Origin of the sequence: Heyndrickxia sp. FSL W8-0496, assembly GCF_038007825.1 — a bacterium.
Lineage (GTDB): Bacteria > Bacillota > Bacilli > Bacillales > Bacillaceae_C > Heyndrickxia > Heyndrickxia oleronia.
In genome coordinates, this window is the sequence record NZ_JBBOXX010000001.1 from 4,526,321 (window position 1) to 4,539,717 (window position 13,397).

At 35.6% G+C, this 13,397-nt stretch carries 12 protein-coding genes; 4 read left to right on the forward strand and 8 right to left on the reverse strand.

The window, feature by feature from the left end; all coding sequences use genetic code 11:
- Positions 1 to 39: 39 nt before the first annotated feature.
- Entirely contained in the window at positions 40 to 2,115 is a 2,076-nt protein-coding gene (locus NST63_RS22955) for a carbon starvation CstA family protein (RefSeq protein WP_341043820.1), read from the forward strand.
- 5 nt (positions 2,116 to 2,120) lie between these two features.
- Entirely contained in the window at positions 2,121 to 2,315 is a 195-nt protein-coding gene (locus NST63_RS22960; protein ID WP_058003182.1) for a YbdD/YjiX family protein, read from the forward strand.
- Positions 2,316 to 2,364: 49 nt separating this feature from the next.
- Here NST63_RS22960 and NST63_RS22965 read toward each other — a convergent pair whose 3' ends face one another.
- The 4 genes from NST63_RS22965 to NST63_RS22980 form a co-directional block, all read right to left on the reverse strand.
- On the reverse strand, positions 2,365 to 3,123 hold the full coding sequence (locus NST63_RS22965; RefSeq protein WP_058003183.1) for an ABC transporter permease: 759 nt from the start codon (positions 3,121 to 3,123) through the stop codon (positions 2,365 to 2,367).
- The gene (locus tag NST63_RS22970) at positions 3,120 to 3,851 is read right to left on the reverse strand and encodes an ABC transporter ATP-binding protein (protein WP_341043821.1); all 732 of its coding nucleotides are present in this window, start codon (positions 3,849 to 3,851) and stop codon (positions 3,120 to 3,122) included. Before NST63_RS22970 ends, NST63_RS22965 begins: the two co-directional genes overlap by 4 nt.
- Positions 3,852 to 4,388: 537 nt before the next feature.
- A complete protein-coding gene (locus NST63_RS22975) occupies positions 4,389 to 5,429 on the reverse strand; it encodes a lactonase family protein (RefSeq protein ID WP_341043822.1) in 1,041 nt (346 codons plus the stop codon).
- Positions 5,430 to 5,661: 232 nt separating this feature from the next.
- Positions 5,662 to 6,330, reverse strand: a complete 669-nt coding sequence (locus NST63_RS22980; RefSeq protein WP_341043823.1) for a hypothetical protein — start codon at positions 6,328 to 6,330, stop codon at positions 5,662 to 5,664.
- A 330-nt stretch (positions 6,331 to 6,660) separates the two neighbouring features.
- Between NST63_RS22980 and NST63_RS22985 the strand changes: the two genes are divergently transcribed.
- Complete coding sequence (locus tag NST63_RS22985) at positions 6,661 to 7,086, forward strand: universal stress protein (RefSeq protein WP_341043824.1); 426 nt, start codon at positions 6,661 to 6,663, stop codon at positions 7,084 to 7,086.
- A gap of 78 nt (positions 7,087 to 7,164) precedes the next feature.
- Here the strand turns inward: NST63_RS22985 and NST63_RS22990 are convergent, their stop codons facing one another.
- From NST63_RS22990 to NST63_RS23000, 3 genes are all read right to left on the reverse strand, one after another.
- Positions 7,165 to 8,787, reverse strand: coding sequence for an aryl-sulfate sulfotransferase (locus NST63_RS22990; protein ID WP_341043825.1), 1,623 nt, complete (start codon positions 8,785 to 8,787; stop codon positions 7,165 to 7,167).
- A gap of 238 nt (positions 8,788 to 9,025) precedes the next feature.
- On the reverse strand, positions 9,026 to 9,769 hold the full coding sequence (locus NST63_RS22995; protein WP_259548124.1) for an SDR family NAD(P)-dependent oxidoreductase: 744 nt from the start codon (positions 9,767 to 9,769) through the stop codon (positions 9,026 to 9,028).
- Positions 9,770 to 9,842: 73 nt separating this feature from the next.
- The gene (locus NST63_RS23000) at positions 9,843 to 10,598 is read right to left on the reverse strand and encodes an SDR family NAD(P)-dependent oxidoreductase (protein ID WP_341043827.1); all 756 of its coding nucleotides are present in this window, start codon (positions 10,596 to 10,598) and stop codon (positions 9,843 to 9,845) included.
- Between the two features lie 220 nt (positions 10,599 to 10,818).
- Between NST63_RS23000 and NST63_RS23005 the strand changes: the two genes are divergently transcribed.
- On the forward strand, positions 10,819 to 11,955 hold the full coding sequence (locus NST63_RS23005; RefSeq protein ID WP_212943678.1) for a LuxR C-terminal-related transcriptional regulator: 1,137 nt from the start codon (positions 10,819 to 10,821) through the stop codon (positions 11,953 to 11,955).
- Between the two features lie 278 nt (positions 11,956 to 12,233).
- Here NST63_RS23005 and rlmN read toward each other — a convergent pair whose 3' ends face one another.
- A complete protein-coding gene (gene rlmN / locus NST63_RS23010; RefSeq protein ID WP_058003194.1) occupies positions 12,234 to 13,295 on the reverse strand; it encodes a 23S rRNA (adenine(2503)-C(2))-methyltransferase RlmN in 1,062 nt (353 codons plus the stop codon).
- Between the last annotated feature and the right edge of the window lie 102 nt (positions 13,296 to 13,397).

A 13,397-nucleotide genomic window follows, 5' to 3' on the forward strand; every position in this document is an offset into this window, starting at 1 on the left:
AATTAGTCTATTTTTATTTAATAGGGAAGGAGTATAATCATGAAAAATAAAGTTCTTTCAATTCTAATCTGGACCGTTATTTCAATTATCGGTGCAGTTGCTTTCGCCTTACTTGGATTAGCTAATGGAGAAACTATTTCCGCTGCTTGGCTGATTATTGCCGCTGTTTGTACATATGCGGTTGCATATCGCTTTTATAGTAAATTTATTGCTTATAAAATTTTTAAATTAAATGATAAAAGGGCAACTCCTGCAGAAGTAAATGATGATGGAAAGGATTATGTTCCTACAAATAAATGGGTGCTATTCGGACACCACTTTGCTGCCATCGCTGGTGCAGGTCCACTCGTAGGTCCAATTTTAGCTGCACAAATGGGATATTTACCAGGTGCACTTTGGATCATTATCGGTGTAGTTCTAGCTGGAGCTGTACAAGATGCAGTGATTCTAATGGGTTCTATGAGAAGGAATGGGAAATCACTCGGACAAATGGCGAAGGAAGAGGTCGGTCCTTTTGGTGGAATCATCGCCTCAATCGGAATTCTTGCGATTATGGTTATATTATTAGCAGTACTTGCACTGGTTGTAGTGAAAGCGCTCGCTGGTTCTCCTTGGGGTGTATTTACTATTGCTGCCACTATTCCTATTGCTATACTCATGGGAGTATACATGAGGTATATTCGACCGGGTAAGGTGCTCGAGGGATCAATTCTTGGATTTATTTTATTACTATTAGCCCTATGGGGTGGTCAACACGTTGCTGAAAATCCTACACTAGCCGAAATGTTTACTTTTACAGGTGGACAATTAGCTGTCATGATTGGAATTTATGGCTTCGTAGCTTCCATTCTACCTGTTTGGTTATTGCTCGCACCACGTGATTATTTAAGTTCCTTTTTAAAAATTGGTGTCATTTTTTTATTAGCAGCTGGAATTTTAATTGTCTTGCCAGAATTACACATGCCAAAAATTAGTCGCTTCATTGATGGGTCAGGTCCTGTATTTGCAGGTAACCTTTTTCCTTTCTTATTCATCACAATAGCCTGTGGTTCCGTTTCTGGTTTCCATGCGTTAGTTTCGTCGGGAACAACTCCAAAAATGATCGAAAAAGAATCTCATTCCCGATTTATTGGCTATGGAGGTATGCTGATGGAGTCAGGTGTCGCGATTATGGCTCTTATCGCTGCTTGTTCTCTACATCCTGGCTTATACTTTGCGATGAATTCACCTGCAGCGGTGATAGGTACAGAAGCATCACAAGCCGCCTCTGTCATTTCCACTTGGGGCTTCCAAGTTTCAGCGAGTGAAATTACGAATGCAGCTAAGGAAATTGGTGAAAGTACTATCATGTCTAGAACAGGCGGTGCTCCAACATTAGCAGTAGGAATGGCAGAAATTTTCACTAGCTTTTTATCCGGTGCTAAAGCCTTTTGGTATCACTTCGCCATTTTATTCGAAGCCTTATTCATCCTTACAACTATTGATGCTGGAACGAGAATTGGCAGGTTCATGCTGCAAGACCTAGTAGGTAATTTCTATAAACCATTTGCAAAAACGAATAATTTGGTAGCAAATATTATCGCGTCTGCCATTATTACCATTGGATGGGCTTATATTACCTACCAAGGGGCTATTGATCCTTTCGGGGGAATCAACTCCTTATGGGCATTATTCGGAATATCCAATCAAATGTTAGCGGCTATTGCCCTTGCCATTGCAACGACTATTATTATAAAAATGGGCAAAGCCCGCTATGCTTGGGTCACCATTATTCCATATGTGTTTCTAACAATCACAACCTTGGTAGCAGCATGTATGAAGCTATTTTCCAAAGTTCCATCCATCGGATTTTTCAGTCACGCTAAAATCTATCAGGATGGAATTGATGCCGGTAAAGTCATCGCTCCGGCTACCGATATGGAGGTCATGAAGCAAATTGTGTTTAATGATCGACTAGATGCTATATTAACGATTATCTTTATAGCAATCGTTCTTCTAATGGTCATCGCTTCGTTTAAAGTTTGGTACGATATATTAATTAAGAAGAAAAAGGCTAAATTACATGAAAGTCCTTTTGTCCCATCTAAATATCCAAACATTCCAATTGGAAGGTGAAGATAATGAAAAAATTGAATCCCTTTTTTAGCAAGATTGGCTGCAATATCAAAACAATATTTGGGTTACCTAACTACCAAATTTACGTAGAACATCGGAAGAGAAAGCATCCAGAAGAGCCGATCATGTCTGAAAAGGAATATTATATGTTTGCATTAAAGGAAAGATATGAGAGTGGAAAGGTAAACCGCTGTTGTTAAATACGGTGCTGTCTATTAAGAGGATTCCTTTTAGTAGACAGCACCCTTTTTATTCCCAGCCCTGAATATCCAATTGTTGCTCGCGATTAAATAAACCAGGGTAGATTAGAAAGCCAAGGATAATAGAAGTTAAGGTAGCTGCGGTCATAATCAAAAATACAATAAGAAGTTGAAGACGAACGGCTTGAATAGGATCTGCCCCTGCAATAATTTGACCTGTCATCATCCCAGGAAGCTGAACAAGACCAATGGTTTTCTGGCTATCAATCGTTGGAATTAAGCTAGACCTTATCGATTGCTTTAGAATTGGATAAATCGATTGCTTTTGACTCCCACCAAGTGATAGTACCAAAAGCACTTCATCTTTCCTCATATCCAGCTCTCCTTTTAAACGATTCAAAAAGAGGCTAGCGATTACCATCGAATTACCAATAATCATTCCGCTGATAGAAATAATATATTGCGGAGTAGCAGGTACAATATGTAGCAGTAATAAAAAGCCCTGTGTAATTGCTTCAACGATTAAGATTGTTAAGTAGACTTTCCAAAAAATATGTGGTAATCCCCGCCCCCGTTTTGCTGCATTACTACTTGCTACTAAAATCATTAATCCAATCATCACGATCATAACGAGGGGATTTTTAAAGCCAAATACCATTTTAAGTATATAGCCAATAATCATTAACTGAATGGTTGCACGGACACTCGTTATTAGTAAGTCACGCCCAAGTCCTAGTTTAAATGCTGCGGATAGAAACAGTGCAATAATAACAAAGCCAAAACTAAGTAAAATAGTAAGCAGGTTCATCTCATATTCCTCTTTAACTCTAAAAATTGTTGGGTTTGTCGTTCCTTTGGTGCCTCGAAAAATTCACTCGTTGGTCCGGCTTCAATCAGTTTACCATCTAATACTAGCCATGTTTGGTCCCCTACACGTTTCGCTTGATCAAGATCATGTGTAACCCATAGGATGGTTGTCCCATGTTCATAATTTAATTTTTTAATTAGCTCTTCCACTTCATGGGAAGAAATAGAATCTAAAGCGGAGGTGACTTCGTCAAGTAATAAAATAGAGGGATCATTTACTAATGTCCTAGCCAAAGATAGACGTTGGCGCTGTCCACCAGATAGCTCCTTCGCAGGACGATCAAGTAAATCCTCTGATAACCCAACGTACTCCATATATTTTTTCGGTTGCTCCAATGTTCGACCATGTAATTTTGCAGGGAGTATTAAATTATCTAAGGCACTTCCTTTAATGAGCGGGGCAGATTGAAAGGCAATTCCCACATAGCATCTAAGCTTTTGTACATCCCATTCGCGAATCTCTTTCCCACGAATAAAAATTTCTCCTTCGGTTGGAGTACTTAATAAGTTGCATAATGACAATATAGTACTTTTTCCAGAACCAGATGGACCAATAATCGTCGTAATCGTACCCTTTTGTATCTTTCCATTGATTCCTTTCAGTACCTGAATGGTCTCATTTTTATTTTTAAACTCCTTACTAATATGAATGAACTCTAATTCTTCCATTTAACCTCCTCAGTGCCAGGCATCATTTATGCATACTAGAATAAAATAGCCTGACACATATAAAGAGCTTACATTTTTATTCTGTCGTTTTCTTTTATTCATTTTTCAATGCTTGTTTCTCATTAGGTAATGTTTTAACTATTAATAATAGGTTATCTAATGGTTTTCCACTCTTTCGGATACCTGTCTCTCTCTTTGGTTACCGCAAAACCGTTTTTCTCTCTCTGACGGGCACCTTTCTTCCTCTTTCGTTACCGCAAACCTGCTTTTCTCTCTCCGGCGGGCACCTTTCTTCCTCTTTCGTTACTGCAAAACGGTTTTTTCCCCTCTGGCGGGCACCTTTCTTCCTCTTTCGTTACTGCAAAACGGTTTTTTCCCCTCTGGCGGGCACCTTTCTCCCTCTTTCGTTACCGCAAAACCGTTTTTCTCTCTCCGGCGGGCACCTTTCTTCCTCTTTCGTTACCGCAACAACCAACTATAATGACAGGCACGATCTAATTCTCTAAAAGAACCACCGTGCCTATCACTTAAATTGCCTTATAGAAATTTTACACAAACGGGATCAGGTACTTTTATATCTGATTGTAACAAGGTTAATTTTCCACTCACTGAATCTCTTTTAAATAGAACAAGGTTACTGGAATTTTGATTGGATGCAATGAGGAAGTTTTCTGTTGGATCCAATACAAAATCTCTTGGCCAATTACCTTCTGTTAAAGTATGTTCGATAAATGTTAATTCACCTGTCTCTTGGTTCACACCGTATACGGCAATGCTATCATGTCCACGATTGGCAGCGTAGACAAAATGGCCATCTGAAGAAATATGAATCGCACTACCTTGACTATTTTCAGTAAAATCAATTGGAAGCGTTGAGATATATTGAAGTATTTGGAAACTCCCATCCTTATTATTATATTGTAAGGCAACGACCTCTGAACTCATTTCTGTCATTAGATATGCATAATCCCCATTTGGGTGAAAGGTTAAATGTCTAGGTCCACAGCCAGGTTTTAATGATAGTTTATTGGCTAATTTTAATTGGCCATTAACGACTTCATAAGTAATGAGCTGATCAATTCCTAAATCAACGACCGCAACATATTTTTCATCTGGAGTAAATCCAGCATAATGAACATGTGGCTTTTCTTGTCTTTCTTTATCCGGTCCTGATCCTTCATGCTGGATGATAGATGATACTGGTTCAAGGCTTCCATTACTAGTCGTTAAATAGGCTTCAACTGTTCCCCTATGATAGTTCGCTGTTACAACCGTCTTATTTTTGCTATCCACACTTATGTGACAAGGCGATGCACCTGGTGATAGTTCTCTATTTAATTCCTCTAACTCCCCATTATTCTTAATAGAGAAAGAAGCAGCACCACCTTGTTCTCCCTCTTTTACAACCGAATAAAGATATTGCTTATCCTGACTAACTGTTACATATGTTGGGTTATCTAATGATGCTGCTAGCTTTACACCTTGAATTCTAGCTTCCTCAGTATCCAATGAAAAAGTATAGATTCCTTCGCTTTCTCCTTTTGTATATGTTCCTATAAATCCAGTGAAATTTGCCATTGCATAATCTCTCCTTTTAAATGTTTATTAGGCTAAAATGGTTATCCTAAATATACCATATTGCATTTCGAAAGAAGAAAAGGAACGCTTTTTATCACTGATAAAAGAATGTTTGGATACCTACAATAAAATCATTCCGGCTTTTCCACTTTTGTCTAATATGTGATATAACCAAATTTCGAAACATACAAAAGAAACATATATAGAAAAGAGACTCCACCCAAAGGGTTCCTCATTCATTTAAATAACCATTCTTCATTATTTTCCAACCTAACCAAATGCTCCATAAATAGGGCGGTGCCGAAGTCAAAGGAATAAGAATATACCCCATATTAAAGGATAAGAACGTTAATAAAATTCCAATCACACCTATTAATCCGGAAAAAAAGGCTCCTTTTGTAAATAAGCTTGGCAAATCAGTATAGGTTTGTTTAAGACTCCATCCATATAAACAAATTCCTAGCCAACTACACATAACAGCAAAATATCCAGCTAACAATCCAAGAGAGAAAATGGCCTGCCATAACTCAAGAAGAACCCTATTCCTACCTTTAATAAACTCTTCTCCTAAAATTGGTAAAGCTGTTAGCTCAGCAGCTAGGATAAATATCCACAGGCTTAAGGAAACAAAAAATAAACAAGAGCCTAATTTAGCCGACTTGCTTCGATTTGCAAAAAAATGTTCACTTCCTGCCAAACCGATTAACCATAAGGAAGTGGCAATAAACATTAAAATATGGTCCCACATCCAGAAATCGGCATCGCTAAATCCCTGAAATGCAGTCTTCCCATCATAAGGATTAACTAATGGTGGATGGAGTAACGTAGCAATTAGCATAAGTATTGCACCTATAATAATGGATGTCCCAGTTAAATAATTACTAAAATTTCTACTAGACATGACTATCCTCCCAGAAACAACCTTCTTCTTCTCAGCATTCCCCAATCTCCAAGTAACCATAGCCTATCCTTTTATTTTAAAGTTCTTAAAAAAATTGGACTACGCCAAAATGATTGACTGTCAAAAAAACGGGGTATATAGAAATACAAACTAATAACTAAATATGCCTACTACCTGCTTTTACATTCAATAAAGGTCCCGCGGTTCTTTATAAGCTCAATAAATTGCAGGGCTTTTACGAACTTCAACCTATTTTTATTAGTTACAACTTTACCTAAGTAACAGCAATGTTTGAGAAAGAAAAATGATTAAAAAGGCTAGGTGAATATTATGCTATATTCAAAAATATTAATACCTTATAATAATACGGATCTATCAAACAAAGCTTTAGAAACGGTTAAAAATTTCGCAAAAGTGAATCCAATTGCCGAAATAGATCTTTTATTTGCCAACCAAGTTCCTATTCCCACGTATTCAGGGGGCGTAATGATTCAAGAATCCCAAGATAAGTTCAATGAGTATGCTGATGAAACTCTAGAAAATGCAGTTAACTATTTAGCTGACCTTCAAAACCCCATCCATAAATATATTGTTGATAGTCAACCAATTACGGCAATCCTAAATCATGTAGAGACAAATAAGAACGATCTAATTATTATGGGAAACAGAGGATTAAGAGGAATTAAAGAGTTTTTAGAGAGTGTAAGTCATGTGGTCGTTCAAAAATCTCCTGTACCAGTTTTACTCGTAAAATAATACCTTATTTCATTCTAAGCGGGGCTATCCCGACATTTTCAGATAGCCCCAACTATGTTATTTCAATCTAATTATTGCTTAGTAATCAAGCTTAAATTCCCACAAATCAGGGTATAATGACCCTCTCCATGCTCGATAAACTTGACGATGTGAGCCTTGTTCGAAACCAGTCATCTTTAATTCAAAGACTACGTTTGCATTTGAATCATTTGTTACCTCGACTACTCTACTTTCAGCAGAATCATTTTCGCCTACAATGTATCCAGATGTAATAAGTCGGTTCCCCGTACTATGTTGATAAACTGCATTTCCAACAATACTAGAAAAGAAATCTTTCCCTCTGCTTTCTCCATAGGACCATACTTCTTTTACTGTTCTAGTTTTTTCATTAATCCGATATTGAACTGCGCGACTATATTTCTGACTTTCTGTTTTGTTGCCACGAGAAATTACATTATTATTATCAAATAATAGGATATCCAGTGTATCAGAATTGTTGTCCTGATCCGGCAAAATCATTGGTGCATGTTGGCCGGCATTATATTTAAAATCCTTTCCATTTTCAGTTAATAAAAATTTCTTATAGGAATTCGGCCAATCTTCATGATCTGCTAGGATCCATTTTATCTTGCTTGTTGAATAATTTATTTTTATTACGGTATCCTGATGCCTACCAGATATAATAAGAGAGTCATCAAATTCATCATACACAATGGCATTTAAGTGGAACCAATCTACCTCACCATCTTCCCCGCTAGGTCCATCATATTCTATATAAAAATTTTCTGGTAAAATATCCTTTAAGTCAATTGTATGGACAACTTCTCCTGTCTGACGATCGATTTCCACAATAACATCTTCAATATACTTCTCATCAGAATTCACTGTAGCTAGTAGATTTCCATTTGGCATCTCAATTAGATCATGGTGGATCACATCTGAGTTAGTATAAGTTTGAGGTTGGATGGTATAGGCATTGCTCAATTTTCCAAGCATGTCCATTTCTAAAATTTCATTATATTGCTTATCCTTTTTTGTAACGTACAAAACATTTCCGTTTTTCAATCGCTTGAATGTGGCATGTATTGGCAGTGAGCTAAACCATCTTACGTCCCCATTATTATCTACTGCGTATCCATATCCAAAACTGGACTCAATAAAAGTTAGACCATCCTCCATTTTTTCTTTATTCGCTTTAACGACTTCATTTTTTAAAAAATCTTCTGGCAAAGACTCTGTTTCAATCCTTAATTCTTTCGTTTTTACAGTCCCATCTTCCGCTTCACTTTTAATCTTTACAGTATTATTATACTCCGCATATAAACCAATAATCGGTATTTCATGTTCTGTTTTAAAATCAGAAATAGTTTTAGTAATAGTTGATTCGGTATCCTTGCCCTCCACCGTTATTGTAATTTTGGTTTTTTCTTTTGTTTTAAACATAACTAAGGCTGTTAATGGTGCTACATTATAGGGGTCCTTGATAATATACGGATGTGTAAGGCTATAATTTCCTTTTTTATATGTTTTCATCATATCGCTACTTGTTTTTTCTTGGGTAGCCAAACGTTCAACATCATATGCAGAAGAGACTGCTGTCTTAGGTATTACTGAGCTGCCTTCACTTTTCATATTTTTTAAAACAATCACCATTCCTCCAATAATCATTAATAAAGGTAGTATTATAATAAATTTTTTCAATTGATGTCCCCCCACTTTACATTTCTACAATAACTTTCAATAGAACAAGTGAAATGGTATCAATAAAAAATTAATTTTAAATTAAAACTGTAGTTTGTCGCTTTTGTACTAGGTTCAGTGTTATTATATGTTGCTCTTCAACTCATTTTTTATTGGTTAAAACACTTCATAAATATAAAACGCAAAAAGGAGTAATCCTTATTGGACTACTCCCAATTTATTTAGTTTAAACCAATTATTAATGTGCAGTATATCCACCATCAACAAGTAATGTTGTTCCATTAACAAAGCTTGCATCATCACTTGCTAAGAATAAAACCGCCTTTGCAATTTCTTCAGGTTTACCAAGTCTACCTTGTGGATGTAGTGATGCTAGGTATTCCTTTGTTTTAGGGTCAACCTTATTTAATAATGGTGTATCAATATAGCCAGGACAAACTGCATTTACACGAATTCCATCCTTTGCATATGCTGTACATAAATTTTGTGTTAATAGTTTTACCCCGCCTTTTGCAGAAGAGTAAGCAGTCGGATTTGGTAATGCAACAAAGCTATGGATTGACCCAGCATTAACAATGACCCCACCAGTGCCTTGTTTTTGAAATTGTTCGATTGCATATTTATCAGAAAGGAAGACACCTGATAGGTTAATATCAATAGTTCGTTTCCATTTTTCATATGTTAGCTCATGTGCAGGTGCATCATCTGCAACTCCGGCATTCGCATACATAATATCTAGCTTGCCATATTTATTCACTGTTTCAGAAATCATATGTTTAATTTCTTCTTCTTTAGTTACATCTGTCTTAACAAATAATGTATCGAAGCCATTGGCATTTAACTCATCAGATAATGCTTGTCCTCGATCAGAAAAATCCGCAATGACAACTTGTGCACCTTCCTCAGCAAAAAGGCGAACCGTTGCTTCACCAATTCCACTTGCTCCACCAGTTACAATAGCTACTTTATTCTCTAATTTCATCTTATTCGCTCCATTTCAATAAAATCTTGAACTATACTTCGCTTCTTCTCCTCTTTTAAAGGATACCTATTTATTATTTTGCAGTTGCCCCACCATCTATAACGAATTCAGCACCTGTTGAAAAAGCAGATTCGTCAGAAGCAAGGAATAACACAGTATTGGCTACATCTTTAACAGATCCTAGATGTCCGAGAGGGAATAAGCTTTTGCCTAATTCATCTTTTGAACTTCCTGTAACCTCAGAAGCATAATCTGCCATTCCTGTATCAATGTATCCAGGATGGATCGAGTTAACTCTTACACCAACATGAGCATATTCCATCGCAGCATCCTTAGTCATAATACGAACAGCACCTTTACTTGCACCGTATAGAACATGTCCAGGAGAGCCCATTAAGCCAGCTATTGATGAGGCATTAATAACTGAACCTTTCTTTTGTTTAGCCATTAATGGCATAATATGTTTCATTCCTAAAAATACACCTGTTACATTGATTGACATTAAGCGATTCCATTCGTCTAATTCAATTTCTGCTAGTGGTTTAATCTTATAAATACCTGCATTATTAAAAAGAATATCTACTTTCCCAAACTGATCAATCGTTTCTTTTGCTACCTTTTTCCAATCATCTTCGTTACTCACATCATGATGAATAAATAATGCTTCGTTACCATTAGCCTGTAAGTCCTTTACAGTCTGACTTCCAGAATCTTGATTAATATCGGTAACGACAACTTTTGCCCCTTCCTTTGCAAATAAAAGAGCTGTTTCCCTGCCAATGCCTGTGCCACCGCCGGTAATAATAGCTACTTTATTTTCAAGTCTCATGAATTTCACTCTTCTTTCGATTAATATTATTTCCTAAGTAGGAAAAAACAGAAGTAAATAATTTTACTAATAAATATAGAACATATAGATTCAATCACTGGCTATACTTCTATCCTACTCCTTTCATTTTTAAATACTATCCTATATAATGCTGTATAATTGTAAAATGAATATCCACCATTTATAGGGGTACTTTTTGTTTTAAGGAGATTGAATTCTTATGACACAAGCGTTAGGTCATTACGAAGAAATTACGTTTGAACAATTTATCATATTTATTAAATCCCATCATCAACAACTCGAGGAAAATATCAATTCTTACTTGAACTTAGAAACAGCCATCTCAGAATCTGATAGAAAAGTCATCAAAAATCTACTCGATACATTTTTGCAATTTTTAACATCACCAAACCTACAGAATGGCAATGACGTATATAAGAGTTATTTAGACAATTGGCTCCAATCCCAATTATCAACCTTGACAATGAAACGCTTTAACTTGTTTCGTTTACTCTTTGAAAAATCATTTATTACACTTATGCTCCAAATAAAACATAACCGAACAAGTTCTTTTTTAATGTTTTTATTATCTATCTTTACTTATCTTGATTTCAGCTATGAAAAATGGATAGAGGCTCCAAAAAAGAATGGGAAACAACATAATAAAAATAAGGAACTGACGAAGTTCGAGTTAATTGATCAACTTAATAAACTACTTATTTTATCTTCAGGTGTTCATGATTTAGCATTTATCTTAAAAAAATGTGAAGAATATTTTCACTTTAAACGATGCGTATTCTATGCTTATATTCCGTGGTCTAATCAATTCTATGGGGTAATAGGTTCTGAACTTCCGAAGGTACAAAGTATGAAAGGTCATCTCAATCCTAAGCAAGCAATGCTATTTAATACGAAACAGCCCATTTTTTTAAAGAATCCCGAAAATTTCATTAAAGAAGAGCATATCCATTTATTTAATCTATCTTCTGTTATATTTATCCCAATTGCACATGATAATCAATTATATGGATGGTTAACATTTGATCAATTAGGCGAGGAATTTGATTGTTCTAAAGAGGAACTGGATATTTTAGAAGAAGTAGGCATACGCCTTGGTCTATTTTTTGCAAGAAAGAGTGAACAGGTAGCGAAAACAACAGGTCTTCATCTAACAGAACGAGAGACGATGATTCTTGATTTACTAGCTGAAGGGTATGATAATAAAAAAATGGCGGAGTTACTATATTTAAGTGAACATACAGTAAGGGATTATGTGAGTAGTTTAATGACAAAGCTTAAAGCGAAAAATCGTACACAGGTTGTGGCATCAGCCTTCCGATTGGGATTATTAAAGTAATGTTTCGAAAATAAAGGCTCTTTTCTTAAACATTGTTGCTAATTAACTAAAGTTTTAACGAATAACTATTTACAGACTGCTAACACTCACTAAGAAAAGTGCTGCAAACTCTATAAAAATCGCTTTTGTAAAAGCGGGCAGGTGAGCTTTAACAAAACAACCTACTACACAAAAACAGCCAAAATAAAAAAGAGGATGAATGATGTCTGCATCCCCAAAGTTTAGATTCCACTTGGAGTGCAAGACATACATGGTCACCCTCTTTTTTCGTATACAATTTAATTCGCCTTCTTTAATTGCTTACTTCTTAATTGTCCACAAGCAGCGTCAATATCCGTTCCATGCTCTTGACGAACAACACAATTAATTCCATTCTTTTTCAATGTATCATAAAATGTCATTATTGATTCTTGTGTACTTCTTTTATATTGAATATGTTCACTAACCGGGTTATACGGAATGAGATTCACATATGCAAGATGGCGTTTATTTTGAAGAAGCTTAGCAAGCTGTAATGCTTCCTCTTTATGGTCATTCACATCATTTAATAGAATATATTCAAAGGTAATTCTACGATTTGTTTTTTCTAAATAATAATCAATAGCAGGCATTAATTTCTCTAATGGATAAGCACGATTGATTTTCATAATTTGTGTACGTAGCTCATTATTAGGTGCATGTAAAGAAATAGCAAGATTAACTTGTAAATCTAAGTCTGCAAATTCGTAAATTTTAGGAGCAAGTCCACTAGTTGAAACAGTAATATGTCTTGCACCAATTGCTAGACCTTTAGGTGAATTGATATTTTTTAAGAATGTAACTAAGTTCGTAAAGTTATCAAATGGCTCGCCGATTCCCATCACTACTACGTGACTTACTCTTTCATCTTTACCAATTTCATCTAAATGCAATTGTACATTCATGATTTGTTCAACGATTTCACCACTCGTTAAATCGCGATTTTTTCGTAAAATTCCACTTGCACAGAAAGAACAGCCGATATTACAACCTACCTGGGTTGTTACACAAACCGATAAACCATATTTTTGTCTCATTAGCACGGTTTCAATTAGATTTCCATCTGGTAGTTTAAATAGAAATTTTACGGTACCATCCTTTGATTCCTGTTTAATTTCAAGTTGTAGTGTATGCATGTTAAAATGCTCTTCTAATAATTGGATACAATCTTTATTTATATTACTCATTTCAGAAAAACTTTTTACACGTTTTTTATATAGCCATTCCCACACCTGTTGTGCACGAAATTTCTTTTGTCCATGTTCCAAAAACCAGTCTGTTAATTGATCTATTGTTAATCCATAGATGGATTCTTTAGTCATTCGTTACCCTCTTTTCAAAGATACTTTTTCACATAACTTCTATTTTACATGAATCTGTGATGATTTTCTATCACTATCTCTTAATACATAATTGTTCCAGAA

What these genes read in the sequence shown, in the direction of transcription:
- NST63_RS22960 (WP_058003182.1), top strand. Translation starts at nt 2,121, where the DNA reads ATGAAAAAATTGAATCCCTTTTTTAGCAAGATTGGCTGCAATATCAAA.
- NST63_RS23005 (WP_212943678.1), top strand. Translation starts at nt 10,819, where the DNA reads ATGACACAAGCGTTAGGTCATTACGAAGAAATTACGTTTGAACAATTT.
- NST63_RS22985 (WP_341043824.1), top strand. Translation starts at nt 6,661, where the DNA reads ATGCTATATTCAAAAATATTAATACCTTATAATAATACGGATCTATCA.
- NST63_RS22970 (WP_341043821.1), bottom strand. Translation starts at nt 3,851, where the DNA reads ATGGAAGAATTAGAGTTCATTCATATTAGTAAGGAGTTTAAAAATAAA.
- NST63_RS22965 (WP_058003183.1), bottom strand. Translation starts at nt 3,123, where the DNA reads ATGAACCTGCTTACTATTTTACTTAGTTTTGGCTTTGTTATTATTGCA.
- rlmN (WP_058003194.1), bottom strand. Translation starts at nt 13,295, where the DNA reads ATGACTAAAGAATCCATCTATGGATTAACAATAGATCAATTAACAGAC.
- NST63_RS22955 (WP_341043820.1), top strand. Translation starts at nt 40, where the DNA reads ATGAAAAATAAAGTTCTTTCAATTCTAATCTGGACCGTTATTTCAATT.
- NST63_RS22995 (WP_259548124.1), bottom strand. Translation starts at nt 9,769, where the DNA reads ATGAAATTAGAGAATAAAGTAGCTATTGTAACTGGTGGAGCAAGTGGA.
- NST63_RS22980 (WP_341043823.1), bottom strand. Translation starts at nt 6,330, where the DNA reads ATGTCTAGTAGAAATTTTAGTAATTATTTAACTGGGACATCCATTATT.
- NST63_RS22975 (WP_341043822.1), bottom strand. Translation starts at nt 5,429, where the DNA reads ATGGCAAATTTCACTGGATTTATAGGAACATATACAAAAGGAGAAAGC.
- NST63_RS23000 (WP_341043827.1), bottom strand. Translation starts at nt 10,598, where the DNA reads ATGAGACTTGAAAATAAAGTAGCTATTATTACCGGCGGTGGCACAGGC.